Annotated in this window: 28 protein-coding genes; 8 read left to right on the top strand and 20 right to left on the bottom strand. The window is 72.6% G+C overall.

The window, feature by feature from the left end:
* Positions 1 to 10: 10 nt before the first annotated feature.
* Positions 11 to 1,051 (bottom strand): zf-HC2 domain-containing protein, encoded by a 1,041-nt coding sequence (locus AB0I06_RS03810; protein WP_363117122.1) that lies wholly within the window; start codon positions 1,049 to 1,051, stop codon positions 11 to 13.
* A complete protein-coding gene (sigE, locus tag AB0I06_RS03805; RefSeq protein ID WP_363117675.1) occupies positions 1,048 to 1,749 on the bottom strand; it encodes an RNA polymerase sigma factor SigE in 702 nt (233 codons plus the stop codon). Before sigE ends, AB0I06_RS03810 begins: the two co-directional genes overlap by 4 nt.
* A gap of 234 nt (positions 1,750 to 1,983) precedes the next feature.
* Here sigE and AB0I06_RS03800 point away from each other — a divergent pair, with 234 nt between their 5' ends.
* Positions 1,984 to 2,682: an O-methyltransferase gene (locus AB0I06_RS03800; protein WP_269465895.1), complete on the top strand. Its 699-nt coding sequence runs from the start codon at positions 1,984 to 1,986 to the stop codon at positions 2,680 to 2,682.
* Positions 2,683 to 2,800: 118 nt separating this feature from the next.
* On the opposite strand, the gene AB0I06_RS03795 is transcribed toward AB0I06_RS03800, so the two are convergent.
* Complete coding sequence (locus tag AB0I06_RS03795; RefSeq protein ID WP_003966491.1) at positions 2,801 to 2,968, bottom strand: DUF3117 domain-containing protein; 168 nt, start codon at positions 2,966 to 2,968, stop codon at positions 2,801 to 2,803.
* Positions 2,969 to 3,123: 155 nt separating this feature from the next.
* Positions 3,124 to 3,288, bottom strand: a complete 165-nt coding sequence (locus AB0I06_RS03790) for a hypothetical protein (RefSeq protein ID WP_363117121.1) — start codon at positions 3,286 to 3,288, stop codon at positions 3,124 to 3,126.
* A gap of 66 nt (positions 3,289 to 3,354) precedes the next feature.
* Between AB0I06_RS03790 and AB0I06_RS03785 the strand changes: the two genes are divergently transcribed.
* The gene (locus tag AB0I06_RS03785; RefSeq protein WP_363117120.1) at positions 3,355 to 4,158 is read left to right on the top strand and encodes an enoyl-CoA hydratase-related protein; all 804 of its coding nucleotides are present in this window, start codon (positions 3,355 to 3,357) and stop codon (positions 4,156 to 4,158) included.
* 64 nt (positions 4,159 to 4,222) lie between these two features.
* Here AB0I06_RS03785 and AB0I06_RS03780 read toward each other — a convergent pair whose 3' ends face one another.
* Positions 4,223 to 4,810: a DNA-3-methyladenine glycosylase I gene (locus AB0I06_RS03780; RefSeq protein ID WP_363117119.1), complete on the bottom strand. Its 588-nt coding sequence runs from the start codon at positions 4,808 to 4,810 to the stop codon at positions 4,223 to 4,225.
* Positions 4,807 to 5,196 carry a DivIVA domain-containing protein gene (locus AB0I06_RS03775; RefSeq protein ID WP_363117118.1) on the bottom strand — a complete coding sequence of 130 codons (390 nt, stop codon included), beginning with the start codon at positions 5,194 to 5,196 and terminating at the stop codon, positions 4,807 to 4,809. The genes AB0I06_RS03780 and AB0I06_RS03775 overlap by 4 nt, the downstream gene beginning before the upstream one ends.
* Positions 5,197 to 5,340: 144 nt before the next feature.
* On the opposite strand from AB0I06_RS03775, the gene folP reads away from it, so the two are divergent.
* Complete coding sequence (folP, locus tag AB0I06_RS03770; protein ID WP_363117117.1) at positions 5,341 to 6,201, top strand: dihydropteroate synthase; 861 nt, start codon at positions 5,341 to 5,343, stop codon at positions 6,199 to 6,201.
* A gap of 94 nt (positions 6,202 to 6,295) precedes the next feature.
* Here the strand turns inward: folP and AB0I06_RS03765 are convergent, their stop codons facing one another.
* Both AB0I06_RS03765 and dapE read right to left on the bottom strand, forming a co-directional pair.
* Positions 6,296 to 7,054, bottom strand: coding sequence for a TIGR00730 family Rossman fold protein (locus AB0I06_RS03765; RefSeq protein WP_363117116.1), 759 nt, complete (start codon positions 7,052 to 7,054; stop codon positions 6,296 to 6,298).
* Between the two features lie 119 nt (positions 7,055 to 7,173).
* A complete protein-coding gene (gene dapE / locus AB0I06_RS03760) occupies positions 7,174 to 8,253 on the bottom strand; it encodes a succinyl-diaminopimelate desuccinylase (RefSeq protein ID WP_363117115.1) in 1,080 nt (359 codons plus the stop codon).
* 86 nt (positions 8,254 to 8,339) lie between these two features.
* Here dapE and AB0I06_RS03755 point away from each other — a divergent pair, with 86 nt between their 5' ends.
* Together AB0I06_RS03755 and AB0I06_RS03750 are read left to right on the top strand one after the other, a co-directional pair.
* Positions 8,340 to 9,320 carry a heavy metal transporter gene (locus AB0I06_RS03755; protein WP_363117114.1) on the top strand — a complete coding sequence of 327 codons (981 nt, stop codon included), beginning with the start codon at positions 8,340 to 8,342 and terminating at the stop codon, positions 9,318 to 9,320.
* 347 nt (positions 9,321 to 9,667) lie between these two features.
* A complete protein-coding gene (locus tag AB0I06_RS03750) occupies positions 9,668 to 10,114 on the top strand; it encodes an ATP-binding protein (protein ID WP_363117113.1) in 447 nt (148 codons plus the stop codon).
* A gap of 71 nt (positions 10,115 to 10,185) precedes the next feature.
* Here AB0I06_RS03750 and AB0I06_RS03745 read toward each other — a convergent pair whose 3' ends face one another.
* A complete protein-coding gene (locus AB0I06_RS03745; RefSeq protein WP_363117112.1) occupies positions 10,186 to 11,277 on the bottom strand; it encodes a bifunctional succinyldiaminopimelate transaminase/glutamate-prephenate aminotransferase in 1,092 nt (363 codons plus the stop codon).
* A gap of 120 nt (positions 11,278 to 11,397) precedes the next feature.
* On the bottom strand, positions 11,398 to 11,718 hold the full coding sequence (fdxA, locus tag AB0I06_RS03740; RefSeq protein WP_003973842.1) for a ferredoxin: 321 nt from the start codon (positions 11,716 to 11,718) through the stop codon (positions 11,398 to 11,400).
* Between the two features lie 140 nt (positions 11,719 to 11,858).
* Between fdxA and AB0I06_RS03735 the strand changes: the two genes are divergently transcribed.
* Together AB0I06_RS03735 and AB0I06_RS03730 are read left to right on the top strand one after the other, a co-directional pair.
* Complete coding sequence (locus tag AB0I06_RS03735; protein WP_363117111.1) at positions 11,859 to 12,866, top strand: GNAT family N-acetyltransferase; 1,008 nt, start codon at positions 11,859 to 11,861, stop codon at positions 12,864 to 12,866.
* A 30-nt stretch (positions 12,867 to 12,896) separates the two neighbouring features.
* Entirely contained in the window at positions 12,897 to 13,748 is an 852-nt protein-coding gene (locus AB0I06_RS03730) for a transglutaminase-like domain-containing protein (protein WP_363117110.1), read from the top strand.
* 91 nt (positions 13,749 to 13,839) lie between these two features.
* Here AB0I06_RS03730 and AB0I06_RS03725 read toward each other — a convergent pair whose 3' ends face one another.
* The 8 genes from AB0I06_RS03725 to AB0I06_RS03690 all read right to left on the bottom strand — a co-directional run bounded on the left by AB0I06_RS03725 (position 13,840) and on the right by AB0I06_RS03690 (position 21,551).
* Positions 13,840 to 14,454, bottom strand: a complete 615-nt coding sequence (locus tag AB0I06_RS03725) for a response regulator transcription factor (protein ID WP_363117109.1) — start codon at positions 14,452 to 14,454, stop codon at positions 13,840 to 13,842.
* Positions 14,451 to 15,617, bottom strand: a complete 1,167-nt coding sequence (locus AB0I06_RS03720) for a histidine kinase (protein WP_363117108.1) — start codon at positions 15,615 to 15,617, stop codon at positions 14,451 to 14,453. The genes AB0I06_RS03725 and AB0I06_RS03720 overlap by 4 nt, the downstream gene beginning before the upstream one ends.
* Positions 15,614 to 16,354, bottom strand: a complete 741-nt coding sequence (locus tag AB0I06_RS03715) for an ABC transporter permease (RefSeq protein ID WP_363117107.1) — start codon at positions 16,352 to 16,354, stop codon at positions 15,614 to 15,616. Before AB0I06_RS03715 ends, AB0I06_RS03720 begins: the two co-directional genes overlap by 4 nt.
* Entirely contained in the window at positions 16,351 to 17,256 is a 906-nt protein-coding gene (locus AB0I06_RS03710) for an ABC transporter ATP-binding protein (protein WP_363117106.1), read from the bottom strand. The genes AB0I06_RS03715 and AB0I06_RS03710 overlap by 4 nt, the downstream gene beginning before the upstream one ends.
* 143 nt (positions 17,257 to 17,399) lie before the next feature.
* A complete protein-coding gene (locus AB0I06_RS03705; RefSeq protein ID WP_363117105.1) occupies positions 17,400 to 19,904 on the bottom strand; it encodes a hypothetical protein in 2,505 nt (834 codons plus the stop codon).
* A gap of 156 nt (positions 19,905 to 20,060) precedes the next feature.
* Positions 20,061 to 20,471, bottom strand: a complete 411-nt coding sequence (locus AB0I06_RS03700) for a DUF6113 family protein (protein ID WP_363117104.1) — start codon at positions 20,469 to 20,471, stop codon at positions 20,061 to 20,063.
* A complete protein-coding gene (gene mshB, locus AB0I06_RS03695; RefSeq protein WP_363117103.1) occupies positions 20,468 to 21,328 on the bottom strand; it encodes an N-acetyl-1-D-myo-inositol-2-amino-2-deoxy-alpha-D-glucopyranoside deacetylase in 861 nt (286 codons plus the stop codon). The genes AB0I06_RS03700 and mshB overlap by 4 nt, the downstream gene beginning before the upstream one ends.
* Positions 21,329 to 21,356: 28 nt before the next feature.
* The gene (locus AB0I06_RS03690) at positions 21,357 to 21,551 is read right to left on the bottom strand and encodes a hypothetical protein (RefSeq protein ID WP_031103282.1); all 195 of its coding nucleotides are present in this window, start codon (positions 21,549 to 21,551) and stop codon (positions 21,357 to 21,359) included.
* Positions 21,552 to 21,728: 177 nt separating this feature from the next.
* Here AB0I06_RS03690 and AB0I06_RS03685 point away from each other — a divergent pair, with 177 nt between their 5' ends.
* Complete coding sequence (locus tag AB0I06_RS03685) at positions 21,729 to 23,852, top strand: prolyl oligopeptidase family serine peptidase (protein WP_363117102.1); 2,124 nt, start codon at positions 21,729 to 21,731, stop codon at positions 23,850 to 23,852.
* A 219-nt stretch (positions 23,853 to 24,071) separates the two neighbouring features.
* Here AB0I06_RS03685 and AB0I06_RS03680 read toward each other — a convergent pair whose 3' ends face one another.
* Together AB0I06_RS03680 and AB0I06_RS03675 are read right to left on the bottom strand one after the other, a co-directional pair.
* Complete coding sequence (locus AB0I06_RS03680; protein ID WP_363117101.1) at positions 24,072 to 25,220, bottom strand: dipeptide ABC transporter ATP-binding protein; 1,149 nt, start codon at positions 25,218 to 25,220, stop codon at positions 24,072 to 24,074.
* A complete protein-coding gene (locus tag AB0I06_RS03675) occupies positions 25,213 to 26,271 on the bottom strand; it encodes an ABC transporter ATP-binding protein (protein WP_363117100.1) in 1,059 nt (352 codons plus the stop codon). Before AB0I06_RS03675 ends, AB0I06_RS03680 begins: the two co-directional genes overlap by 8 nt.
* Between the last annotated feature and the right edge of the window lie 8 nt (positions 26,272 to 26,279).

The raw sequence follows: 26,279 nt of genomic DNA, 5'->3' as shown, positions 1-26,279 counted from the left end.
GCAGAGCCGGTCAGTGAGCCGTACGCGAGGAGGCGGGGGAAGAGGGGGACGAGGTCGGGTCCGCGAGGGGCACGGTCCACAGCGGCGCCGTGATCTCGGGGACCGAGGACAGCGAGGTCAGGGCGGCCGGCGTGGCCGCTTCGAGCGGACGTATCAGGGGGGACATGACGGCGGCACCGGCCATCACCGGGGCGGTCAGCGCGTGCAGCGCGTGCTGCCGGGCGGCGGTCGGCACCCCGGGCAGCAGCGGCGCGGACACCTCGGTCGGGGCGACCGGGGTGTGGCCGAGCGCGCTCTGGCCGTGCGCCTGCCCGAGCAGCGGCGCCGTCCGGCGGCGCTGGGACTCGGGCGGCGTGGCGGCGCCGGTGCCCTGCGTGCGCATCGGTGTCACGTTGCTCCCCGTGCCCTGGCCGCCGCGGGCCTCCGCGTCGACCGGGGTGACGGTGTTGACCCCGCCCAGGGCGATCGCGGCGAGGGAGACGGCACCGGCGGCCACGAAGGCGAACCGCAGCCGCGAGGAGGACCGGTCGCTGTCGGGCCGGCCGACGTCGTGGATGCCGAAGCCCTTCCCGCCGGGCAGGCCCCGGTGGCCGGACGGCAGTGCGCCGCGGTCGGCGGGCAGGCCGCGGCCGCCCGAGGGGGAGGTCAGCGCGGGCAGGTGCGGCCGGGACGGGGCGTACCCGAAGTCGAACCGCTCGCCGCGCTTCACTCCGAAGGCCCCGGAGGATCCGAACCGCCCGGACAGTCCCCCGGGCAGCCCTCCCCCGCCCGGCGGTGTGACATCACCGTCCGGGCCGCAGCCCGCGGGTAGTCCCTGCAAGCGGGCCAGGAAGCTCTCGGAGGGGGGCGGCGGGGCCGCCTCCGCGAAGACGTTCTTCAGCCGGCGCTGGGCGTCCACCTCCGCCTTGCACTTCGGGCAGGTGGCCACGTGCGCCAGGACGCGCTCACGCGCGTCATGACCGAGCTCTCCGTCCACCAGGGCGGAGAGTCGGTCTCCCAGATGCTGCTCTGCGAGGTGATCCTCGGAAGCTTCAGGCCGTGATCCGCTCACGCGCTCGCGCCCCCTCCTCCCAGTGCGGGAACACGGGGCACGAAGGAGCGGCGCTCGGCACGTGCCTCCGGCGAGCGGTGCGCGAGGGCCTTGCGCAGCTGGGAGCGGCCGCGGTGGATGCGCGAGCGGACCGTGCCGAGCTTGACGCCGAGGGTCGCGGCGATCTCCTCGTACGACAGTCCTTCGATGTCGCACAGGACGACCGCGGCGCGGAACTCCGGGGCGAGGGTGTCCAAGGCCTGCTGGACGTCGGCGTCGAAGTGCGCGTCGTTGAAGATCTGCTGCGGGGTGGGCTCCTTGCTGGGCAGCCGCTCGGCCGCGTCCTCGCCGAGCGCGTCGAAGCGGATGCGCTGCTTGCGGCGGACCATGTCCAGGAAGAGGTTCGTGGTGATGCGGTGCAGCCAGCCCTCGAAGGTGCCCGGCGTGTACGTCGACAGGGAGCGGAAGACGCGGACGAAGACCTCCTGCGTGAGGTCCTCCGCGTCGTGCTGGTTGCCGGTCAGACGGTAGGCGAGCCGGTAGACCCGGCCGCTGTGCGTGCTGACGATCTCCTCCCACGTGGGCGGAGTCCACGCCTGCCCGTCCGCGTCGGTGGTGAAGGTCGCGGTCTGGGCGTGGTCAGCGGCGTGACTGTGGTCAGCAGCGGTGTCGTTCACAGATGTCGGCCTGCCCGCCGATCCGAGGAAGCGCCGGAGCACTCCTGCGCGGACCACAGGCGCAGCCGCACCTCCCCTGTCAGCTCTGGTGGTGTCCAGTGGAGCCCCTACCATAGCCACCTCGCCCGTTAGGACCGGATAAGCGGTTTTACGAGAAATTGATCTGGGCTGATACGCCTCGTACTGCTGCGTCGGCACTTGCTCGGTGTCCTGATCCACCGCCCACCCCCCGTCCTGACCCGCGTCACTTGCCCTTCTCTTCAAACGACCGGTCCCATCTGCGGGTTCCCGTGCCCAACGGATACAGTCACGCCCAGGCATTCACGGGGACAGGAGAGGGTCATTACCGGCAACCGGCAGACGAGCTGGGCGTTCGCCGACGCCTATGTCGCCGAGGACGAAGCGCTGCACTGGGCCCGGGACCGGGCCCGTGAGGCAGGGCTGCGCTCGGTGACGCCCGGCACGGGCGCCGCGCTGCGGTTGCTGGCCGCGTCCGTCGACGCGAAGGCCGTCGCGGAGATCGGGACCGGGTGCGGTGTCTCCGGGATCCACCTGCTGCACGGTATGCGGCCCGACGGCGTCCTGACGACCGTGGACCCGGAGCCGGAACACCAGCAGTTCGCCCGCCAGGCCTTCCGCGCCTGCGGCTTCGCCAGCAACCGGGCCCGGTTCATCCCGGGCCGCGCCTTGGACGTGCTGCCCCGCCTCGCGGACGCCGGTTACGACCTGGTCTTCTGCGACGGCGATCGCCTCGAGGTGATGGACTACCTCGCTGAATCGTTGCGTCTGCTGCGCACCGGCGGGCTGGTCGTCTTCGAGGGCGCCTTCGCGAACGGCCGGACGGTGGACTCCGGTCCGCAGCCCACGGAGGTGCTGCGGCTGCGCGAGCTGCTGCGCGCGGTGCGCGAGAGCCAGGAGCTGGTGCCGTCGCTGCTGCCGGTGGGCGACGGGCTGCTGTGCGCGGTGAAGCGGTAGCCGGGTCGCACGTTAGCGCGGCGCGGAGCTGGGCAGGCGAGTCTCACCGGTGAGAAAACAGCCGCCCCGGCATCACGGATGATGCCGGGGCGACTGAAAGGGTATGGTCGCTTGCGCGTCAGCCGACGACCTTCTTGAGGGCGTCGCCGAGCGCGTCGGCCTCGTCAGGGGTCAGCTCGACGACGAGTCGACCGCCGCCTTCGAGCGGAACGCGCATGACGATGCCCCGCCCCTCCTTGGTCACCTCGAGCGGGCCATCACCCGTTCGCGGCTTCATGGCCGCCATGCTCGTTCCCCTTCCTGAAACCCAGCTCATCGTCAAAGCCGACGGCCCTGAAGAAGGGCACACGTGCGCGGTCCATGTGGCAGGACACGCGTCACCGGCATCGAACACATTGCTTCCAGGCCATTATCCCGCATCGCAGGACCCGATGACCAACATCAGTCGGCATCGCTTGGGCAACGCACGCGAGCAAAACCACTCAATTCGGCGATGAGACTGCGATACTCCGCCACCGCGCACACATCCGCCGAACCGATCCGGGCGAGAATTCTTTGACGCAGGTCACACGTCCGGTCCGGTGCGCCGTCGGCGATCTCCGTCATGCTGTCCTGCAGACGCGGGGCGTACCGGCCGGTACGTCCCCATCCGCGACTCGGAGGGGATACGCCATGACCGACACCGTGCTCTACGAGGTGAGCGACGGACTGGCGACGATCACGCTGAACCGCCCGGAGGCGATGAACGCGCTGAACGTGCGGACCAAAGTCGCTCTGCGGGAGGCGGTCCGGTCCGCGGCGGACGACGGCGCCGTACGGGCGGTGCTGCTGACCGCGGCCGGCGAGCGGGCGTTCTGCGTCGGGCAGGACCTCAAGGAGCACATCGGGCTGCTGGCCGCCGACCGGGAGGCCGGATCGGGGCAGACCATGGGCACGGTGCGGGAGCACTACAACCCGATCGTGCGGGCGCTGGCCGGGGCGGCCAAGCCGGTGGTCGCCGCCGTGAACGGGGTCGCGGCCGGGGCGGGCTTCGGTTTCGCGCTCGCCGCCGACTACCGGATCGTCGCGGACACGGCGGCCTTCAACACCTCCTTCGCCGGGGTCGCGCTGGCGGCGGACTCGGGGGTCTCCTGGACCCTGCCGAGGGTCGTCGGACCCGGGCGCGCCACTGACCTGCTGCTCTTCCCGCGCAGCATCAGCGCGCAGGAGGCGTACGAGCTGGGCATCGCCAACCGGCTGGTGCCCGCGGGCGAGCTGCGGGCGGAGGCCGAGAAGGTGGCGCGGGCGCTGGCCGAGGGGCCGACGGTGGCGCTGGCGGCGCTGAAGGAGTCGGTGGCGTACGGGCTGACGCACTCGCTGGAGGAGACGCTGGAGAAGGAGGACGAACTGCAGGCGCGGGCCGGGTCCTCCGAGGATCACGCGATCGCGGTGCAGGCCTTCGTCAACAAGGAGAAGCCGAAGTACCTGGGCCGGTGAGGCCGGGGCGTCGCGCCGTGGGGCTGCGGGTCCCCTGTGGCTGATCGCGTGGTTCCCCGCGCCCTTACCGGGCGCTTCTGGCCACGCACGATTCCAGGTGGTCGTCCACCAGGCCGCACGCCTGCATCAGCGCGTACGCCGTCGTCGGGCCGACGAACCGCAGGCCTCGCTTCTTCAGCGCCTTGGCCAGGGCCGTCGACTCGGGGGTGACGGGCGGGACGTCGAAGAGCGTCTTCGGGGCCGGGCGGGCGGCCGGGTCGGGGGCGTGGGACCAGATCAGCTCGTCCAGTTCGCCCGGGGCCCACTCGGTCAGCGCACGCGCGTTGGCGAGGGTCGCGTCGATCTTTGCGCGGTTGCGGATGATGCCGGCGTCGGCCAGCAGACGCTCGCGGTCCTCGTCGGTGAAAGCGGCCACCGAGGCGATCTTGAAGTCGGCGAAGGCGGCGCGGAACCCGGGGCGGCGGCGCAGGATGGTGATCCAGGACAGGCCGGACTGGAAGGCCTCCAGGCTGAGCCGTTCGAAGAGCGCGTCGTCGCCGTGGACCGGGCGGCCCCACTCCTCGTCGTGGTAGGCCACGTACTCGGGGGCGGACAGGGCCCAGGGGCAGCGCGGCGCGCCGTCCGGACCGGCCAGGGCGGCGCCGTCGCTCACGGCCGCTCCTCCGGCCGGGGGGCGGGCTTGTCCATGGGCACGCGGTTCTCCGCGGGCGGGTGCGCCGGCCCGTGGGCGGAGGCCGTGCGGGCACCGGCCAGGGCGGACTCCAGGTCGGCGATGCGGGCGTCCCGCTCGGCGAGCTCGGCGCCCAGGCGGCTCAGGGCGTCGTCCACGTCGGCCATGCGGTAGCCGCGGGCGGCGAGCGGGAACCGCAGGTTCTCCACGTCTGCGCGGCCGACCGGACGGTCCGGGGGCAGCGGGTCGCGCAGCCGCTCGGGGGCGGCCTCGGGCAGCGGGCCGTTGTCGCCGCCGCCCACCACGGCGAGCGTCACCGCGCCGACCACGACGGCGAGCGCGACGACCAGGAACAGGAACATAACCATCGCGGGGCCCCCACGGTCGGATGGATCGGACTCGTCGGAGGTCCTCCGAGTCGGATGCTGTCAGGCTCCGATCGTGCCATGCGAGGGGGACCGTTAGGGTCGCAGGCGGCGGAAGACGGGACGTCCTACGAAAGGTCACAGGGGATGCTCAGGCTGGGCAAGCGGGAATTCGGGACGCACGAGCCGGTGATCATGGCGATCGTGAACCGCACCCCGGACTCCTTCTACGACCAGGGCGCCACCTTCCGCGACGAGCCGGCGCTCGCGCGCGTGGAGCGGGCCGTGGCCGAGGGCGCCGCGATCATCGACATCGGCGGGGTCAAGGCCGGGCCGGGCGAGGAGGTCACCGCCGAGGAGGAGGCCCGGCGGACGGTCGGGTTCGTCGCGGAGGTGCGGCGGCGCTTCCCGGACGTGATCATCAGTGTGGACACCTGGCGGGCCGAGGTCGGCGAGGCCGTGTGCGAGGCCGGGGCGGATCTGCTGAACGACGCGTGGGGCGGTGTCGATCCGGGTCTGGCGGAGGTCGCCGCGCGCTACCGGGTGGGGCTGGTGTGCACGCACGCCGGCGGGGCGGAGCCGCGGACGCGGCCGCACCGGATCACGTACGACGACGTCATGGCGGACATCCTGGACGTGACGGTCGGGCTGGCCGAACGGGCGCTGGCGCTGGGTGTGCCACGCGAGTCGATCATGATCGACCCGGGGCACGACTTCGGCAAGAACACGCGGCACAGCCTGGAGGCGACGCGGCGGCTGGACGAGATGGTCGCCACGGGGTGGCCGGTGCTGGTGTCGCTGTCCAACAAGGACTTCGTCGGGGAGACGCTGGACCGGCCCGTCAAGGAGCGGGTGGTGGGCACACTGGCCACCACGGCGGTGTCCGCGTGGCTGGGGGCGCAGGTGTACCGGGTGCACGAGGTCGCCGAGACCCGGCAGGTGCTGGAGATGGTCGCGGCGATCGCGGGTCATCGGCGTCCTGCTGTCGCCCGGCGCGGGTTGGCTTAGCCCGGACACCAGGGGGCTCCGCCCCCTGGCCCCCCGGCCTGCGCCCTCCCGCCAGCCGAAGCGGTCGGACCGGAAGCTGGGCTCGAAAAGCCCTTCAGCGGCCCGCCTCCTTCGACACCAGGGCCACCGCCTCGTCCACGTCGTCCGTCACGTGGAACAGCAGCAGGTCCTTCTCCGCCGCCTTGCCCTGGGCGATCACCGTGTCACGGAGCCAGTCGACCAGGCCGCCCCAGTAGTCACTGCCGAACAGGACGATCGGGAAGCGGGTCACCTTCTGCGTCTGGACGAGCGTGAGGGCCTCGAAGAGCTCGTCGAGGGTGCCGAGACCGCCCGGCAGGACGACGAAGCCCTGGGCGTACTTCACGAACATCATCTTCCGCACGAAGAAGTAGCGGAAGTTCAGGCCGATGTCGACGTACGGGTTCAGCCCCTGCTCGAACGGCAGCTCGATGCCGAGGCCGACCGAGATGCCCTTCGCCTCCAGGGCGCCCTTGTTGGCCGCCTCCATCGCGCCCGGTCCGCCGCCCGTGATGACCGCGAAACCGGCGTCCACCAGGCCCCGCCCCAGCCGGACCCCCGCCTCGTACTCGGGTGAGTCGGCAGGCGTCCGGGCCGATCCGAACACGCTGATCGCGGGGGGCAGTTCGGCCAGCGCGCCGAAGCCCTCGATGAACTCCGACTGGATGCGCAGCACGCGCCAGGGGTCGGTGTGGACCCAGTCGGAGGGGGCTCGCTCGTCCAGCAGCCGCTGATCGGTGGTGCTGGCCTGCACCTGATCCCGCCGCTGGAGGAGCGGGCCCAGGCGCTTTTCCTCCGGCGGCTGCTTCTTCCCCTCGGGGTTGCCGGTCGCCATGTGCGCTCCCTCCGTCGTGCCTGTCTTTCCACCTCAGCGTAGATCTACGCGGGTTACGAACGAGGGACGTGAGCATGTCCGCGATGGAGCGCCGTAAACACGAGGTCGTCCCGGCAGGCTCAGGCGGTCAGCCAGTTCCGCAGGCGCTCCTCGCCCGCGAGGATCTTGGCGATCTCCACCCGCTCGTCCCGCTTGTGCGCCAAGTGGGGGTTGCCCGGGCCGTAGTTGACCGCCGGGACGCCGAGCGCCGAGAAGCGGGAGACGTCGGTCCAGCCGTACTTCGGCATCGGGGTGCCGCCCACCGCCTCGATGAACGCCTTGGCCGCCGGGTGGGACAGGCCGGGCATCGCCGCGCCGCTGTGGTCGACGACCTCGAACTCCTCGACCCCGCAGTCCGCGAAGACCTCCCGGACGTGGGCGACGGCCTCCTCGGGGGTGCGGTCGGGCGCGTAGCGGAAGTTGACGGTGACGACGCACTCGTCGGGGATCACGTTGCCGGCCACTCCCCCGCCGATGCCGACCGCGTTGAGGCCCTCGCGGTACTCCAGGCCGTCGATCACGGGCCACCGCGGTTCGTAGGAGGCCAGGCGGGCCAGGATCGGGGCGGCGGCGTGGATCGCGTTGGAGCCCATCCAGCCGCGCGCCGAGTGGGCCCGCTCGCCCGTGGTCTTCAGCAGCACCCGCAGCGTGCCCTGGCAGCCGCCCTCGACCTGGCCGTCCGACGGTTCCAGCAGGACCGCGAAGTCGCCCTCGAGCCACTCGGGGTGCGTCTCGGAGACGTGCTTGAGGCCGTTCAGCTCGGCGGCGACCTCCTCGTTGTCGTAGAACACGAAGGTGAGGTCGCGGTTGGGGGCCGGGACCGTGGCCGCGATGCGCAGCTGCACGGCGACGCCGGACTTCATGTCACAGGTGCCGCAGCCCCACAGGACGCCGTCCTCGTCGAGCCGCGACGGGACGTTGTCCGCGATCGGGACGGTGTCGATGTGGCCGGCCAGGACGACCCGCTCCGAACGGCCGAGGTTCGTGCGGGCCACGACGTTGTTGCCGTACCGGTCGACCGTCAGATGGGGCAGGGCGCGCAGCGCGGTCTCGATCGCGTCGGCGAGGGGCTTCTCGGTGCCGCTCTCGGAACGGAAGTCGACGAGCCGGGCGGTGAGCTCCGCGGCGTCCAGCGTGAGGTCAAGCGAGGTGTCGGCCATACCGTCGACCCTAACGCGCCCGGAGCACGGCCCCACTGTTCCCACCCGGCTCCTGTGACTCCGTACTCTCCAGTACCTTGTACGGCGTGCCAGAGCCGTCCTCTCCCAAGCGCCGTGGCCGCCTCTTCCGATGCGGAGCCGCCTTCGTGGCCCTGCTCGCGGTCGCCGGTTACCTCGTCGTGCAGTACATCACCGGGGGGTCGGGCGGCCCGGGCTGCAAGGTCGTCTCCGGCAACGGGGACGGGGCGTCGTACGAGTTCACGCCCGAGCAGGCGGTGAACGCGGCGACGATCACCGCCGTGGGGACCGCGCGCGGGCTGCCCGAGCGGGCCGTGACCATCGCCCTGGCGACGGCCCTCCAGGAGTCGGCCCTGCGCAACATCAGGCACGGCGACCGGGACTCCCTCGGCCTGTTCCAGCAGCGGCCCTCGCAGGGCTGGGGAACGCCGAAGGAGATCATGGACCCGACGTACTCGGCCGGTGAGTTCTACGACCACCTGGTCAAGGTGCCCGGCTACACCCGGCTGCCGCTCACCGTCGCCGCGCAGCGCGTCCAGCGCAGCGGCTTCCCGCAGGCCTACGCCAAACACGAGCCGGACGCCGCGCTGCTCGCCGCGGCCCTCACCGGCCAGTCCGCGGCCACGCTGACCTGCGAGGGCCGCCCGGCAGCGACCCGGGCCTCGGGTCCCGACGGCGTGCGTGCCGCGCTCGTGCGGGACTTCGGGCGGGATGTGCTGGAGCCGGCCGGTGCCGAGGTCGGCGCCTCCTCGACGGCCACGCCGGCGCCGTCACCGAGCGGCACGGGCGCGTCCGGCGGGCGGACCGTGACCCTGCCGGTGACCGCCGACCCCGGCTCCACGGCCGGGCGGAGCCCGCGGCAGCGGGGCTGGCAGCTGGCGCACTGGGCCGTGGCCAACGCCTCCGAGCTGCACATCGCCCGGGTCGTCTACGCGGGGCGCGAGTGGGTCGCCGGAAACACCGCCAGCCAGTGGCGGGACCTCCCCGCGAAGGGCACCGCGGGCGCGGAACGGGACGCGGACGCGGTCCGTATCGTCACGATGGGCTAGAGATCGCGCAGGGGTACGGGGGCTCACCCGCAGGGGTCACCCGCACGGGTCGGCGGCGCGCCTGTGCTCAGGTTTTCGCCCCCTCACCCCGGAAACCGGAAAAACCCTTGGGAACACAGGGCTGGAAGGATTCGGCGGGGTTGCGGGCAACCGCCTTTTTGCCCGTTTTTATCCGCAGCCGATAATGCGACGCATTACCAACTCTTTACGTTGCGGCGCCGCAACCTTCGCGGGCTTCGAGCGGTAGTCACTGCGTCCGAGCCGGGGATGATCCACAGCCGGTCGATCAACTGCCGGACCCGGTCGGACGATTCACGAAGCATTGTTCTCTCCGTCGAAGGAGCACCATGTCCCTCCCCCTGACCCGCCGGATCGCCCGTGCCGCGCTGATCGTCGCTGCGGGAGCGGCTGCCGGGGTCGGTGCGGCCGGCTCGGCCAGCGCGGCCCCCGAGCTGCCCGCCACCCCGAGCCTCGGTGGTCTGACCGCCGTGGACGGGGCGAACGTCGGCAAGACCGTCGACGGCGCGGCGCAGCAGGTCACCGAGTCCGCGGGTGAGACCGGCGGCAAGACCGTCAAGAAGGCGGTGCCGGCCGCGGGCAAGACCGGTGGCAAGGCGGTCAAGGAGACCACCCCCGTGGCGCAGAAGGCGGCCGGTGACGCGGCCGGCTCCGCCGGGCAGCTCGTCGGCGAGACGGCCGGTTCGGCCAAGGGCGGTCTGCCGACGGACTCCCTCACCAAGGGCGGCGTGCCGTCCGCCGACTCCCTGCCGGTGAAGAGCCTGCCGGTCGGCTGACGCACCGACGCACCGACGCCGAAGGGGTCCGGGAAGCTTCCCGGACCCCTTCGGTGTGCTCGGTGGCGCGGTCACAGCCGCTGAACGGCCGCGGCCACCCTCTCGTCCGTGGCCGTCAGCGCCACCCGCACGAACTCGGCGCCCGCCGGGCCGTAGAAGTCGCCGGGGGCCACGAGGATGCCGCGCTTGGCGAGGTGGTCGACGGTGTCCCAGCAGGATTCGCCGCGCGTGGCCCACAGGTAGAGGCTGGCCTCGCTGTGCTCGATGCGGAAGCCGTGGGTGACCAGGGCCTCGCGCAGCAGCTCGCGGCGGGTCGCGTAGCGCTCACGCTGGACGCGCACGTGGTCGTCGTCGCCCAGGGCCGCGATCACCGCCGCCTGCGTCGGAGCCGAGGTCATCATGCCGCCGTGCTTCCGGATCTCCAGCAGCGGGGCGAGGACCGCCGGGTCGCCGGCCAGGAACGCGGCGCGGTAGCCGGCGAGGTTCGAGCGCTTGGACAGGGAGTGCACGGAGACGATGCCGTCGTACGAGCCGCCGTTGACGTCCGGGTGCAGCACCGAGACCGGGTCGGCCTCCCAGCCCAGCTCCAGGTAGCACTCGTCGGAGAAGAGCAGGATGCCGTGCGAGCGGGCCCAGGCCACGATCCGGGTCAGCTCCTCCTTGGGCAGGACCTTGCCCGTGGGGTTCGACGGGGAGTTCAGCCACAGGAGCTTCAGACCCTCGGGGTCCAGCTCGGTGGGGTCGTCGTAGGCCTCGTACGCGGCGCGCGCCAGCCGGGCGCCGACCTCGTACGTCGGGTAGGCCAGGCGCGGGTAGGCCACCCGGTCGCCGGGGCCGAGGCCCAGCTGGGTGGGGAGCCAGGCGACGAGTTCCTTGGAGCCGACGATCGGCAGCACATGGCGGTGGGTGACGCCCCGGGCGCCGAGGCGGCGCTCGGCCCAGCCGGTGATCGCGTCGCGCAGCTCGGGCGTGCCCCAGACGGTCGGATAGCCCGGCGAGTCCGCCGCCGCGACCAGAGCCTTCTGGATCAGCTCGGGGACCGGGTCGACCGGGGTGCCGACGGACAGGTCCACGATGCCGTCCGGGTGGGCGGCGGCCGTGGTCTTGTACGGCGTCAGCTTGTCCCAGGGGAACGTGGGAAGGCGGTCGGAGACTGCGGACACGGGTTCGGGCTCACTTTCTGGCACGTACGAGCCGGTCACGGCAAACGCCTCGGCCCCGTACGGCGATCAGCGGGCTGATCGGGCCGTACGGGACCGAGGCGGCGCTGGTGCGGACCGCTCTTACTGGTTCTGCGGCGGCAGCGCGGCGACGAAGGGGTGGTCGCGCTCGATCAGGCCCAGCTTGCTGGCGCCGCCGGGCGAACCGAGCTCGTCGAAGAACTCGACGTTCGCCTTGTAGTAGTCCTTCCACTCCTCGGGAGTGTCGTCCTCGTAGAAGATCGCCTCGACCGGGCAGACCGGCTCACAGGCACCACAGTCGACGCATTCGTCCGGGTGGATGTACAAGGACCGCTGGCCCTCGTAGATGCAGTCGACCGGGCACTCCTCGATGCACGCCTTGTCCTTGACGTCGACACAAGGCTGCGCGATGACGTAGGTCACGCTGTCGTTCCTCCTCGATAGGGCGCTGGCGGGCCTCCTCAGGCTCCGCCGCCTGGCGCGCGGGAGCGCGGCGTCGTCGATGCCCGCCCCTAGTATCTCCGTTCCTGGGCATGATCCGAACAGGAGGGGTGAACTGACCTGTGGAAATCTCTGCCGCCGGGCGACTCGAGGTCCGTATCACCGCTGCTGACGTGGGCAAACGGGTCTCCGTACGGAGCTTGATCGAACATGGAGCTCCGGGTGAGAAGTTCACCGACACGGTCGGTGTTCTCACATCATGGGACAACGGTGTGCTGCTGATCACACGCAAGAGTGGCGAGAGCGTCCGCATCGCGGAATCGGCGCTGGTCGCGGGCAAGGTCGTACCCTCCGCACCGGCGCGTCGCCGCGGTCCGGCCGCCTCCTACGGGGAGCTGGCCCGGGTCACCGCGCGGGCGTGGCGGCCGGTGGAGAGCGACCGGCTGGGTGACTGGGAGCTGCGGGCCGCGTCCGGGTTCACCCGGCGGGCCAATTCGGTGCTCCCGCTGGGCACGCCGGGCCTGCCGCTCGACGAGGCCCTCGACGCCGTGCGGCGGTGGTACGCGGAGCGCGGGCTGCCCGCCTACGTCCAGACCGCGACCGGCGCCGAGGGCACGCAGGAACTGCTCTGCGCCGAGCTGGAGGAGCGCGGCTGGCGGCGGGAGGTGACCGCCGAGCTGTGGACCGGGCCGCTGGCGCCGGTCGCCGACCGGGGTGACCCGGCGCCCGTCGTGCTGTCCCGGGAGGCCGACGAGGGGTGGCTGGGCCGGTATCAGCGCAAGGGCGTGAGCGAGGTGGCGCTGCGGGTACTCGCCGGCGGGCCGTCGGTGTGGTTCGCGAGCGTGCCCGGGCCGGCGGGGCCGGCCGCCATCGGGCGGTGTGTCGTCGACGGGCGGTGGGCCGGGTTCGCCGCCGTCGAGGTCGATCCGGCGCTGCGGCGGCAGGGTCTGGCCACGGCCGTGATGGCCGCGCTGGCCCGCCGCGCGCTCGACGAGGGCGCCTCGGCCGCGTGGCTCCAGGTCGAGGCGGAGAACGCGGGAGCGCGGGCGCTGTACGCCGGGATGGGCTTCGCCGCGCACCACGCCTACCACCACTACCGGGCGCCGGACGCCGGCGGCACCGGACGGTAACCGATCGTCGCGAGAGGGCACGAGCCAGCCATGCGTCCCCCGTTTCCCCCTTCCCCCGAGCGTTCCGCCGAGCTGCGGCGCCGGTTCGCCGAAGAGGCCCGTTCCGAGCGGCCCGACCTGTCGGCGCTGTGCCTGCTGGTGGGCGCCGTGGCGGACCGGGAGCTGGACGAGCCGGGCCTGGACGCCGCGCAGGTCGAACTGGACCGGCTGGCCGGGCTGCTGCCGTACAAGCCCGGCGGCCCGCGGGCCTGGGCCGCCGCCCTGCGGGAGCTGCTGGGCGAGCGGGCGGGGTTCCACGGCACCCCCGCCGACTACCGGCGTCTGGAGTCCTCGCTGCTGCACGAGGTGCTTCGGCGGCGCAGGGGGCTGCCGATCCTGCTGTCCGTGGTGTGGATGGAGGTGGCGCGGCGGGCGGGCGCCCCGGTCCACGGGGTGGCCCTGCCGGGGCATTTCGTGGTCGGGTTCGGCACCGGCGAGGAGCAGGTGCTCGCGGACCCGTTCGACGGGGGCCGGGTGCTGAGCGGGCCCGACGCGGAGCTGCTGGTGGCCGGGGCGACGGGGGCGCGGCTGGACGCGGCGATGCTGCGGCCGGCGGATCCGCTGGAGGTGGTGCTGCGGATCCTGAACAACGTCCGGGCGTGGGCCGCGGCCCGTCCCGAGCGGTCGGAGGTGGCGTTGTGGGCGGTGGAGTTGTCGTTGCTGCTGCCGTCGCGTCCGGCTCGGTTGCGGTACGAGCGGGCGCAGTTGCTGGTGCAGCGGGGGGAGTTCGTGGCCGGGGCCGTGGAGTTGGAGGCCTATGCGGAGGTCGTCTCCGCGGTGGACGAGGGGGCCGCGAAGCGGGTGCGGGGGGAGGCTTTCGCGGCCAGGGCGATGTTGAACTGAGCCGTCTCGCCTCGGGGCTTGGTGTGGTCGGGCGCGTGCGGGTGCGTTGTGGCTTGTCGCGCGGTTCCCCGCGCCCCCGAGAAGGCGCGTTTCACAACCAGCCCTTTTCGCGGGCCACCCGGACCGCCTCCGCTCGGTTGCGTACCGCCAGCTTCTGGATCGCCGTGGAGAGGTAGTTGCGGACCGTGCCCTGGGACAGGTGCAGGGCCGCTGCCAGTTCGGCGTTGGTGGAGCCGTCGGCGGCCGCCCGGAGGACCTCTCGTTCGCGGTCCGTCAGCGGGTTGGCGCCCTCCGCCAGGGCCGCCGCCGCGAGCGTGGGGTCGATGACACGTTCGCCGGTCAGGACCTTGCGGACGGCCTCGGCCAGTTGGGCGGCCGGCGCGTCCTTCACCAGGAAGGCGTCGGCGCCGGACTCCATGGCGCTGCGCAGGTAGCCGGGGCGGCCGAAGGTCGTGAGGATGACCAGCTTCACCGCGGGGAGTTCGGCGTGCAGGCGGGCCGCGGCCTCTATGCCCGTCGCACCGGGCATCTCGATGTCCAGGAGGGCCACGTCCACGGCGTGCTCGCGGGCCGCCTGAAGGACCTCGTCGCCGCGGGCCACCTGGGCGACGACCTCGATGTCCTCCTCCAGGCCGAGCAGGGCGGCCAGGGCCTCGCGGACCATCGACTGGTCCTCGGCGAGCAGGACCTTGATCGTGCGGCTCATGCCGGGGATCCTATGTCCGCCGGCCGGGCCGTCGGCACCCGGGCGACCAGGCGGAAGCCGTGCTTGAGCGGGCCCGCCTCCAGAGTGCCGCCGGCCTTGGCGAGGCGTTCGGTGAGGCCGGTGAGGCCGTTGCCGTGGCCGGTGCCCCCGCCGCCCGAGCCGTCGTCCTCGACGGTGAGCTCCAGCACCGGGCCGTCGAGGGTCTGGCGGTGCAGCAGTTCGACCGTGCAGCGGCGGGCGCCGCTGTGCCGTACGACGTTGGTGACCGCCTCGCGCAGCGCCCACGCCAGGGCGGTCTCGCTCTCCTCGGGCAGGCCGGACAGGCCCGGCTCGGCGGGCAGTTCGGCGACGACGTCGGCGGCGGTCAGGGCGACCCGGGCACCGGCGAGTTCGGCCCCCAGCCGGGCGCGGCGGTAGCCGGTGACGGCCTCGCGGACGTCGACGAGGGCCTGGCGGCTGACCTGCTCGATGTCGGCGACCTGCTGGGCCGCCTTCTCGGGCTGCCCGGGCAGCATCCGCCCGGCCAGCTCGCTCTTGAGCGTGATGAGGGAGAGCGAGTGGCCGAGCAGGTCGTGCAAATCCCTGGCCAGACGCAGACGCTCCTCGTTGGCGGCGAGCTGGGCGACGGTGGCGCGCGCCTCGCGCAGGGCGATGGTCGTGCGGACGAGTTCGCGCACGCCGGTCATGGCGAAGCCGCCGAGCAGAGCCGGGATGAGCAGTCCGCCCAGGTAGGAGTGGCCGTCCGGCACGGCGAAGGACACCGCGGTCAGCAGCGCGCAGGTGCCCGGGATCGTCCAGCGGGCCATGCGCGGCGGCAGGGCGGCGCCGGAGGCGATCGACACGTACACGAACAGCACCAGCCACTCGCGGCCCAGGGTGAGGGCGAGGAGGGCGGACTGGGCCGCGAGGACCCCGAGCGAGCCGAGCACCAGGCCGTTGCGTTCGCCGCGCCCGGTGCGGAAGACCAGCAGCATGTACCAGGTGACGAAGGCGGCCAGGCCCAGCCAGCCGAGGATCCGCACGCCCGTGCTGTGGCCGCCGTGCAGCAGGTCGGTGACGGGTGCGCTCAGGTAGACCAGCCAGATGCCGGTCCACAGGGACTTGACCACCTTCTGCCTGCGGTTGACCGGGCGCTGCCCGATCCCGACGCCGACGTCGTTCACGCCTTCAGGGTGTCCTTCCGGTACAGCCAGGCCGCGCCGCCCGCGAACAGGACGAAGGACACCACGAGGACGGCGAGGTCCTGGACGTGCGGGGCGCGGCTCTGCTCGATGGCCTGTCCGAGGGCAGCGTACGCGTGTGTGGGAAGCCACTTGGCGATGGCCTGGAGCCAGTCCGGGAACGTCGTCGTGGGCATCCACAGGCCGCCGAGCATGGACAGGCCGAAGTAAGTGATCATGGTGATCGGGCGGACCGCGTCCCCGCTGGCCAGATAGCCGAGGGCCACGCCGAGCGCGGCGAAGACGAGGCTGCCGGCCCAGATCGCGCCGGTGAGGGCGAGCCACTGCCAGGCGTCCAGGCGTACGTCCTTCACGGCCGCGGCGACGGCGAAGACGATGACGATGGACGGCAGGCTGACGACCGCGGCGCTCGCGGTCTTGGCGAGGACGTAGCCGCGTCCCGGCAACGTCGTCAGACGCAACTGCCGTACCCAGCCGCCCTCGCGTTCCTTGGCGATGCGTTCGCTGTTGCCCATGAGGACGGCGGTGAGGGCGCCGAAGGAGGCCATCGAGACCATCATGTAGGTCGGGAGGGTCAGGGCGCTGCCGGGGACTTTCGTGGTGCTGTCGGCGTTGCCCGCGATGATCAGGAACAGCACCGACGGGTAGATCACGGAGAAGAACAGGAACTTGCGGTTGCGCAGGGCGCGCAGGAGTTCCAGCTTGATCAGGCTGTTCACTTCGACTTCGCCTCCTCGGCGGTGGTGATGGCGACGAAGGCCTGCTCCAGGCCGAGCCCGGCGACTTCGAGGTTGCGGGGGTAGACGCCGAGGCCGTAAAGGGCGTGGACGGTGGCGTCGGCGTCGGAGGACTGGATGCGCACGGTCCGGCCCGAGATGTCGATGCCGGTCAGGAAGGGCAGGGCGCGCAGGGCGGATGCGTCGAGGGTGCCTTCCAGGTCGAAGGAGACGCGGCGGGCGCCCGCCTTGGCCTTGATCTCGGCGGCGGTGCCGTCGGCGAGGAGCCGGCCCCGGTGCAGCACCAGGACCCGGTCGGCGACGGCGTCGGCCTCTTCGAGGTAGTGGGTGGCGAACAGGACGGTCCGGCCCTGGTCGGCCTGTTCGCGCATGGTGGCCCAGAACGCCTGGCGGGTGGTGACGTCCATGCCGGTGGTGGGCTCGTCCAGGACGATGAGGTCGCTGTCCCCGGCGGTGGCCAGGGCGAAGCGGACGCGCTGGGCCTGGCCGCCGGAGAGCTTGTTGACCTTGCGGTCGGCTATCTGCGTGATGCCCGCGCGGGACAGGACCTCGGAGGGCCGGTACGCCTTCGGGTGCAGGTCGCAGGCGAGCCGCACGAGTTCGGCGACCGTGACCTCGTCCATGAGGCCGCCGCTCTGGAGCATGGCGCCCACGCGTCCGGCGACGATGGCCTCCCGGGGGCCGGTGCCGAAGAGCCGGACCGTGCCGCTGTCGGGCTTCTTGAGGCCGAGGAGAAGGTCGAGGGTGGTGGACTTCCCGGCGCCGTTGGGGCCGAGCAGGGCGACGGTCCGGCCCGGGCCGAGGTCCAGGGTCAGTGCGTCCACGGCCCGGACGCTGCCGTAGGCCTTGCTCACCCGGTCGAACGCGACGGCTGTCGTTGTCATGCGGACATCGTGGCTTCGCGGGCGCGGGCGGGGGCAGTGCCGGGTGTCCGGAGTGCCGCATGACAGGTGTCATGCCGGCGGGGTGACGGCGAGAGCCCCCGTCCTCAACCGGGCGGGGGCTCTCGTGCGGCGACGGGCGGAGGTCAGTTCGGCTTGGTGTCGATGACTCCGACGCGCTCCGCGGGCGTCTTGCCGCGCAGGGCCTTGCGCAGCGCGGTGACGACGTCCTGCGGCGTGACGTCGCGCTTGCCGCTCGCGCCCTCGATCTGCACGCCGTCGAAGGTCGCGCCGTACGCCTCCTTGAGCGCCTTGAGGTTGTACGTGTCCACGAGCTTGCCGTCGACGGCCTTGAAGCTGAGGATCTTCGGCAGCGACAGCGCGCCGAACGGGATGCTGTGCGCCGCGTCGGTCTGCACGATGGCCTTGGCCGACATCGCGGGCTCCGCGAAGTCCTTCAGGACCCGGTCCACTTCGGCGTTCGAGACGGTCGGCTGCCGGGTGGTGGTCGGCAGGTTCACCGTGCCGGCGGTGCCGGTCTCCACCTGGGTGCGGTACGCCTCCTCCACCGTCGTCGTCGCCTTGGCGAGGTCGACGCCCTTGCCCACCTTGCCGTACACGGGGACGGCCTTGCCGCCCTTGAACTCGATCGTGCCGTCGGTCGACGCGCCGGAGCCGCCCGCCGCCTCCTCCAGCGAGACGTGCAGCTTCTCCTCGTCGACGGGCATGACCGGCGTGACGACCCGGTGGTCGCCGAAGAGCGAGCCGATCACGGAGACCGGGTTGTAGTCGCTCTTGGCCGCCGCGTCGGCCGTGGCGTCCATGTCGAACTGCAGGCCCGCCTTGTCCGGGTCGAGGGCGACGGTCCTGCCGCCCACCGACAGCTTCAGCGGCTTGCCCGCGTTGCCGTCGAAGGCCTCGTCGAGCTTCCTGACCGCGCCGTCGCGGGTGGTGCCGCCGATGTCGACGCCGAGCACGGTGGTGCCCTTGGGCACGTCGGTGCGGTTCATCAGCAGCCCGGCGCCGTAGACGCCACCGGCGGCCACGACCACGCCGACCGCGAGCAGCACGAGCTTGTTGCGGCCCTTCTTCTTCGGCGCCTTCGAGGAGCTCGCCGGGGGCGGGGAGACCGGCTCGGGCAGCTTCGGGGCGGCGTGGGGCACCGGGCCGTCGGCGGGTGTGCCGGGGCCGAACGGAGAGGCCGCACCGGGCGTCACGACGGGCATGCCGCTGGTGACGGTGTGCCCGGAGACGTTGTCGTGCCGGGGGCCGTAGCCCGGGCCGTCCGACGGGTCGGGGGCCGGCTTCTGCGGGGTGAGGATGGCGGTGTCGTCGCTCATGCCGCCGCCGGGCACCTGGGCGCCGGGGGCACCGCCCCGGGCGGCCGGACCCGCGGGGCCGCCAGGAGCTCCGGGCGCGCCCGGGCCACCGGGGCCGCCGCCTATGGCTCCGGGCCCGGCGGGCGCGCCGGGGCCTCCCGGCCTGCCGGAGTCGTTGAAGGCCCCGGGAGCACCGGGCCGGCCCGGCTCACCGAAACCGCCGGGGCCACCGGAGCGGCCCGGCTCGTCGAAGGACTCGGGCGCACCGGGCCGACCCGGGTCTCCGAAACCGCCGGGGGTGCCGGGAGCGTAGGCGCCCTGGCCGACGCCCCGGCCGCCCGGCTCGGTGCCGAAGGGGCCGGGGGTGCCGGGGCCGCCCGGGGCGTGGAAGGCGTCGGGGCCGCTCCCGCCACCGGGTGCGTCGAAGCCGCCCTGGCCGCCGGCCGGGGGCACCATCGGGCCGTCGCCGGTGACCGGTCCGCCGGTCGGGCCTGCCGGGCCCCGGGATCCGGGCGCCTCACCGAAGCCGTTGGCGGCGCCGGGGCCGCCGTGCTGACCGTCGTAGCCGCCCTGCCCGTTCTCGGAGAAGTACGGCAGGTCGTCGCGGCGCGGTTCGCCGCCGCCCGGGGCGGGACGCGAGCCGTTGCCGCGCGGGCCCGCCGCCAGGGCCTCGGTCACGTCGAAGGAGCCGGTGCCGCCGCCGTGCCCGGGCGCGACGGGGCCGCCGGTCGCGCCGGCCGGGAGTCCGGCACCGTTCGTACCGCCGGACCGGGAGCCGCCCGGCGCGCTCATGGAGCCGACCACGCCTCCGGGCCGCCCGGCACCGGGCCGGGCCCCACCCGGCGCACCGGCACCGGAGCCGGTGCCCGGCGCCGGTGCGGAACCGCCCGGCAGTCCGGCCCCGTTGGTGGAACCGGCGCCCGGACCGCCCTTGCCGCCGCCGGACTTGCGGGGCGCGAACCAGTCGCTGGCCGGTTTGTCGTCGCCCGGCTGCGCGGGCTCGGCGGGAGGCTCGGCCGGGGCCGGGGACGGGGCGGTGTCCGGACCCGCCGAGGCCTCACCGCGCGTGTCGGTGTCGGCCGGGCCCTCCGCCTCCGCGACGGGTTTGCGCACGACGACCGGCGGAATCGGCCGCGATCCGGGGATGTTGATCCGGATCCGGGTCGTCAGCGTGGTCTCGGTCTTGCGTTCCTCCGGCCGCGTGGCGGAACGGCCCGCGTCCGCACCGGCGTCGGAGACCGTCGGGGTCCCGTACGGCGGCGTACCCGACGGGTAGGCGGCTCCGCCGCGCCCGTTGGGCCCGGAGGACGGAGTGTCAGTTTCACGACTCAAGGCAGGTTCTCCCGGTTGGCTCCGCCGCCCGACACGACCTCACGCGGGCAGCTCGGCGGCGCGCACCACCATACTGGCCACTTCTCACCCGTATCCCGGGACCGCCGGGGAAACTCACACCGGACCCCCACGGGCATGTCCCGGCGAAGTGGTACGTCACTCGCCAAGTCGGACGTGGTCACCGTCCGGTTGCCGCCCCGGGCGAAGCGTGGCGCAGATCACAGCCACGGCGATGCCCCCGAGCAGGAAGAGATAGGAGCCGCTCCCCGCGGCGAAGAGGAAGTCGCCCTCGGGGCGGCTGGCGGTGAGCAGGATGACGGCCACCATCCAGCCGGCCGCCACCGCGACGCCCCCTGACCTGCTCCGCAGGACGCGCGCGGCACCCAGGACGGCTCCGGCCTCGGCGGCGAGGGCGAGCAGCAGCCCACCCGGGAACCACCCCGGCTGCACCAGCGCCCCGGCCGCGCTCACCAGGGCCCCGAGCACGAAGAACCCGAGCAAGGCCCCGGCCCGTCCGGCGGTGGGCGGTCGCAGCGGCTGGGCGAGCATCGGCGTCCGGTCGCTCATGAGGCCCCCTCGACACCGGCGAAGAGGTCCGTCTCCCGCTCACCCGGGCCCTTCTCACCCCGTACCAGCTCGTAGTACTCGGTCGTGAGGATCGGCTGGGCGAGGTCGTTGGACAGCACGAAGTACGGCTCGGCGACGGTGATCTGGGTGGCGTGGGCGCGCATCGCGGCGGCCTTGGCGGCGGCGTGGGCGGTGCCGTCGACGACGGTGGTGATCCGCTCCTCGGCCACGACACCTGGCACGTCGTCGACATCGGCCGTCTTGGTGAACGGCGTGTCGGGCAGGTCCTCCCGGAGGCGGGCGAAGGACTCCTCCACAACCGGCCGGGGGACCCGGTTCCAGTAGACCTTGGCGATCGGCAGGCCGGCCTCGGCGGACAGTTCGGCGGCGCGCATCGCGACGCGGTGGGCCTGGATGTGGTCGGGGTGGCCGTAGCCGCCGTTGTCGTCGTAGGTGACGAGGACCTGGGGGCGTACCTCGCGGATCACCTCGACGAGGTGCGCGGCGGCCTCGTCGACGTCGGCCCGCCAGAAGCAGGCCGGGTCGTCGTTGTCGGGCAGGCCCATCATCCCGGAGTCGCTGTAGCGCCCGGCGCCGCCGAGCAGGCGGACGTCCCGGACGCCGAGCTCGGCCATGGCGGCGGCGAGCTCGCTGCGGCGGTGCCGGCCCAGGGCGGCGCCCGTCAGGTGCGCGAGCTCGGGCGGGATGACCTCGCCGCGCTCACCGAGGGTGCACGTGACCAGGGTGACGTGGGCACCCTCGGCCGCGTACCTGGCCATGGTGGCGCCGTTGTTGATCGACTCGTCGTCCGGGTGCGCGTGCACCAGCAGTAGACGACGGTCGGGCAGTTCCGTCATGGGACCACCCTACGAGGTCCCGGGGCGGTCAGAACTTGATGCTGCCGATCATGCCCGCGATGTTCGTCGTCAGCTCGTTGATCGTGGGAGCGACGGTCGAGGAGGCGAGGTAGAAGCCGAGCAGCATGCAGACGATCGCATGCCCCGCCTTCAGTCCCGACTTCTTGACGAGCAGGAAGACGATGATCGCCAGCAGCACCACCGCCGAAATCGAGAGTGCCACGGCGGCTCACCTCCAAAGATCCACGAGGGCGCGGGGGGTCGGACTATGGGGGCATCAAATCCGTACAGCAGCCAGCAGGTTCATACCCACTATGCGACATTGATCATAACTATCCGGCTGCGCGCATCGCTCGGCGCACAGCCGCACAAGGGGGCGCATGGCCAATATGGTCAGGGCATGACGACCGAGCCTCACTCCTTCCCCCGACGGCACGCCCGTACCCAGCGCTTCACGCTCGGCGCGCCGCGTTCCTTCACCGTGGCGCCCGACGGTTCGCGTGTCGTGTTCCTGCGCTCCGCTTCCGGTACGGACCGGGCGAATTCGCTCTGGGTCCTCGACCTGGAGGAGGGCGGGGAGCGCGTCGCCGCCGACCCGCGCGCCCTGCTGGGCGGCGCCTCGGAGAACCTCTCGCCCGAGGAGCGGGCCCGGCGCGAACGCAGCCGTGAGGGCGGGGCCGGCATCGTCGGGTACGCCACCGACACGGCCGTCGAATTGGCCTCTTTCGCCTTGTCAGGGCGGCTTTTCACGGCCGAGCTGCGGGCCGGGACGGCGCGTGAGCTGACCGCGCCCGGGCCGGTCATCGACCCGCGTCCGTCGCCCGACGGGCGGCACGTCGCGTATGTCGCGCGGGGTGCGCTGCGGGTGGTGGGAGCCGAGGGCGAGGGCGACCGGGCGCTCGCCGAACCGGAGTCGGAGAACGTCTCGTACGGTCTGGCGGAGTTCATCGCGGCCGAGGAGATGGGGCGTTCGCGGGGCTTCTGGTGGGCTCCGGAGTCGGACCGGCTGCTCATGGCGCGCGTGGACGACACGCCGGTGCGGCGGTGGTGGATCGCCGACCCCGCCCATCCGGAACGGGAGCCGCAGCGGGTGCCGTATCCGGCGGCGGGCACCGCCAACGCGGAGGTGCGGCTGTTCGTGATCGGGCTGGACGGGGTGCGCACGGAGGTCGCCTGGGACCGGGCACGGTACCCGTATCTGGCGCATGTCCACTGGTCAGCGGCAGGCGCGCCGCTGCTGCTCGTCCAGGCCCGCGACCAGCGCGGCCAGCTGATCCTGGCCGTGGACCCGGACACGGGCGCGACCCGGATGGTGCACGCCGACGAAGATCGAACATGGCTTGAACTTTTCCCCGGAGTGCCGTGCTGGAGCCCGTCCGGGCAGCTGGTGCGGATCGCCGACGAGGGGGGTGCGCGGGTGCTGGCGGTCGGGGAACGGCCGCTCACCGGAGCGCAGTTGCACGTCAGGGCCGTGCTGGACGTCTCCGAGCACGACGTGCTGGTCTCCGCGTCGGCGGGAGCGGAGGCCGGCGAGCCGGAGACGGGCCAGGTGCACGTGTACCGGGTGAACGAGCTGGGCTGGGAGCGGGTGTCGCAGGAGCCGGGGGTGCACGCGGCGGTGCGGGCCGGGGCGGTGACGGTCCTGGTCTCGGCGACGCTGAACCGGCCAGGTTCGCGGGTGCAGGTCCTGCGCGACGGGAAACCGACCACGACTGTCCCGTCGTACGCCGAGGATCCCGGTTTGTCCCCCCGCGTGATGCTCACCGAGGGGGGCGCACGCCGCGTCCCGTGCGCCGTGCTTATGCCTCGGGACTACGACGGTGACACCCCCCTGCCGGTGCTCATGGACCCGTACGGGGGCCCGCACGGGCAGCGGGTGGTCGCCGCGCACAACGCCCACCTGACGTCGCAGTGGTTCGCGGACCAGGGCTTCGCGGTGATCGTCGCGGACGGCCGCGGCACACCGGGCCGCTCCCCCGCCTGGGAGAAGGCGATCCACCAGGACTTCACGCTGTCGCTCGACGACCAGGTGGAGGCGCTGGAGGACCTCGCCGAGCGCCACCCCCTCGACCTGACCCGGGTCGCGATCCGCGGCTGGTCCTACGGCGGCTGGCTCGCGGGCCTGGCGGTCCTGCGCCGCCCGGACGTCTTCCACGCGGGCATCGCGGGCGCGCCGGTGACGGACTGGGCCCTGTACGACACCCACTACACCGAGCGCTACCTGGGCACGCCGGCGGAGCACCCGGCGGCCTACGCCAAGAGCTCCCTGGTCACCGCGGAGGGCCTGTCCTCGCCGGCCGAGCCGCACCGGCCCCTGATGGTCGTGCACGGCCTCGCCGACGACAACGTCGTGGTCGCCCACGCCCTGCGCCTGTCCTCGGCGCTGCTGGCCGCCGGCCGCCCCCACGAGGTGCTGCCGTTGTCCGGCGTCACCCACATGACCCCGCAGGAACAGGTCGCCGAGAACCTGCTCCTGCTCCAGGTCGACTTCCTGAAGCGCTCCCTGGGCATCACGGCCCCCTGACACGGCAACGGGCCGGGACGCCTCTCGGCGCCCCGGCCCGCTCACGGCACCCGCACGGCCGTACGCTGACCAGCCTGACGCGTCCGTATATCGGAACCGGGTCAGCGAAGTTGCCTGCGTGTTAACGCAGTTGGCGGGGTGACCGCGGCGGCCGGGGGCCGGGCCGGACAGCGGCATTTCCCGGCACCCCTGGGGGTGCCGGGAAATGAGGAGGCCGGGTCAGGCCGCGTGGACCACGTCCTTCTCCTCCGCGAAGTGGCACGCCGACTCGTGGGCCGCCGGGGTGTCCGTGCCCTGGAAACGCTCCGGGATGGCCAGGAGGGGGACCTCCTGGGCGCACTTGTCCTGAGCCTTCCAGCAGCGGGTGCGGAAGCGGCAGCCCGAGGGCGGGTTGGCCGGGGACGGGACGTCACCGGTGAGGATGATCCGCTCGCGGCCCTCGCGTGACTCCGGGTCGGGGACCGGGACGGCCGACAGCAGCGCCTGGGTGTAGGGGTGCGTCGGGTGGTCGTAGATCTCCGTGTCCGACCCGATCTCGGCCATCTTGCCGAGGTACATCACGCCCACGCGGTCCGAGATGTGCCGGACGATCGACAGGTCGTGCGCGATGAAGAGATACGAGAGGTTGAACTCGTTCTGGAGCTTCTCCATCAGGTTGATGACCTGCGCCTGGACGGACACGTCCAGCGCGGAGACCGGCTCGTCGCAGATGATGATCTCGGGGTTCAGGGCCAGGCCGCGGGCGATGCCGATGCGCTGGCGCTGACCGCCCGAGAACTGGTGCGGGTAGCGGTTGATGTACTCGGGGTTGAGGCCGACGACGTCCAGGAGGTCCTGGACCTTGCGGCGGCGGTCGCCCTTCGGCGCCACCTCGGGGTGGATCTCGAAGGTCTCCCCGATGATGTCGCCCACCGTCATACGGGGGTTGAGCGAGGTGTACGGGTCCTGGAACACCATCTGGATGTTCCGGCGGACCGCCTTCAGCGCGCGCCCGGACAGCTTGGTGATGTCCTGGCCCTTGTAGAAGATCTCGCCCGCGGTCGCCTTCTCCAGCATCATCAGCAGCTTGGCGACCGTGGACTTGCCACAGCCGGACTCGCCCACGATGCCGAGCGTCTCGCCCTGGTAGAGGTCGAAGGAGACCCCGTCCACGGCCTTGACCGCGCCGATCTGACGCTTGAACAGGATGCCCTGGGTCAGCGGGAAGTGCTTGACCAGGTTGCGCACCTGAAGGATCGGCTCACCGCGCTCGACCGGCGCCTCGATGGCGGCCACGGCCTCCTCGTCGGTGGCGGCGTCGACCGTCTCCACCTCGGTGACGTTGGGGGTGGCGTCCATGGACTCGTCCTTCTTGCCCAGCTCAGCCATGGATCGTCTCCTTCCAGAAGTGGCACGCGCTGCCGCGGCCGACCAGCTCGCCGCCGTCCCGCTCGGTGACCGGGTGCAGCGGCGGGACGTCCGTACGGCAGATGTCCTGCGCCATGGGGCAGCGCGGGTTGAAGGCGCAGCCGGACGGGATACGCGTCAGGTTGGGCGGCAGGCCCTTGATCGCGTACAGGTCCTGGCCCTTCTGGTCCAGGCGCGGGATCGACTCGAGCAGGCCCTTGGTGTAGGGGTGCGCGGGCCGCTTGTACAGCTCGTGCACGGGCGCGGTCTCGACGATCCGGCCCGCGTACATCACGGCGATCTTGTCCGCGACGTCGGCGACCACGCCGAGGTCGTGGGTGATCAGGATCAGGCCCATGTTGTACTCGCGCTGGAGTTCCGCGAGCAGGTCCATGACCTGGGCCTGGACCGTCACGTCGAGGGCCGTGGTCGGCTCGTCGGCGATGATCAGGTCGGGCTCCAGGGCGAGCGCCATCGCGATCATGATGCGCTGGCGCATACCGCCGGAGAACTGGTGCGGGTAGTCGCCGACGCGCTCCTTGGCGGCCGGGATCTTCACGCGGTCCATCAGCTCGATGGCCCTGGCCTTGGCGTCCTTCTTGCTCAGGCCCTGGTGGACGCGGAACATCTCGCCGAGCTGGTAGCCGACGGACAGCACGGGGTTCAGCGCGGACAGCGCGTCCTGGAAGATCATGGCGATCTTCCGGCCCCGGATCTTGCGCCGGGCGTCGCCCGACATGGTGAGCATGTCCTCGCCCCGGTACAGGATCTGACCCTGCGGGATCCGCCCGGGCGGCATGTCGAGGATGCCCATGATCGCCTGGGCGGTCACGGACTTGCCGGAGCCGGACTCACCGAGCACGGCGAGGGTCTCGCCGGAGTTCACGGTGTAGTTGACGCCGTTGACGGCCTTGGCCACGCCGTCACGGGTGTGGAACTCGACGTGCAGGTCGCGCACTTCGAGCAGGGGGACGTCACCCTCGGCCGCGCCGCGCGGCTCGGGGACGTTCCGGGTTTTGTCGATGGTGGTCACGTACGCCC

Origin of the sequence: Streptomyces sp. NPDC050674 (assembly GCF_040654575.1) — a bacterium.
In the GTDB taxonomy this organism is placed as follows: Bacteria; Actinomycetota; Actinomycetes; order Streptomycetales; family Streptomycetaceae; genus Streptomyces.
The sequence above is the reverse complement of the archived record's forward strand: the minus strand, read 5'-3'. Positions and strand labels throughout refer to the sequence as shown.

Coding starts and splice junctions, on each gene's coding strand:
- AB0I06_RS03710 (WP_363117106.1), bottom strand. CDS start 17,256: ATGACAACGACAGCCGTCGCGTTCGACCGGGTGAGCAAGGCCTACGGC.
- AB0I06_RS03730 (WP_363117110.1), top strand. CDS start 12,897: ATGCGTCCCCCGTTTCCCCCTTCCCCCGAGCGTTCCGCCGAGCTGCGG.
- AB0I06_RS03790 (WP_363117121.1), bottom strand. CDS start 3,288: ATGACGGAGATCGCCGACGGCGCACCGGACCGGACGTGTGACCTGCGT.
- AB0I06_RS03700 (WP_363117104.1), bottom strand. CDS start 20,471: ATGAGCGACCGGACGCCGATGCTCGCCCAGCCGCTGCGACCGCCCACC.
- AB0I06_RS03795 (WP_003966491.1), bottom strand. CDS start 2,968: ATGGCGGCCATGAAGCCGCGAACGGGTGATGGCCCGCTCGAGGTGACC.
- AB0I06_RS03685 (WP_363117102.1), top strand. CDS start 21,729: ATGACGACCGAGCCTCACTCCTTCCCCCGACGGCACGCCCGTACCCAG.
- AB0I06_RS03725 (WP_363117109.1), bottom strand. CDS start 14,454: ATGAGCCGCACGATCAAGGTCCTGCTCGCCGAGGACCAGTCGATGGTC.
- AB0I06_RS03680 (WP_363117101.1), bottom strand. CDS start 25,220: ATGGCTGAGCTGGGCAAGAAGGACGAGTCCATGGACGCCACCCCCAAC.
- AB0I06_RS03775 (WP_363117118.1), bottom strand. CDS start 5,196: ATGGTTATGTTCCTGTTCCTGGTCGTCGCGCTCGCCGTCGTGGTCGGC.
- AB0I06_RS03785 (WP_363117120.1), top strand. CDS start 3,355: ATGACCGACACCGTGCTCTACGAGGTGAGCGACGGACTGGCGACGATC.
- dapE (WP_363117115.1), bottom strand. CDS start 8,253: ATGGCCGACACCTCGCTTGACCTCACGCTGGACGCCGCGGAGCTCACC.
- folP (WP_363117117.1), top strand. CDS start 5,341: ATGCTCAGGCTGGGCAAGCGGGAATTCGGGACGCACGAGCCGGTGATC.
- AB0I06_RS03750 (WP_363117113.1), top strand. CDS start 9,668: ATGTCCCTCCCCCTGACCCGCCGGATCGCCCGTGCCGCGCTGATCGTC.
- AB0I06_RS03765 (WP_363117116.1), bottom strand. CDS start 7,054: ATGGCGACCGGCAACCCCGAGGGGAAGAAGCAGCCGCCGGAGGAAAAG.
- mshB (WP_363117103.1), bottom strand. CDS start 21,328: ATGACGGAACTGCCCGACCGTCGTCTACTGCTGGTGCACGCGCACCCG.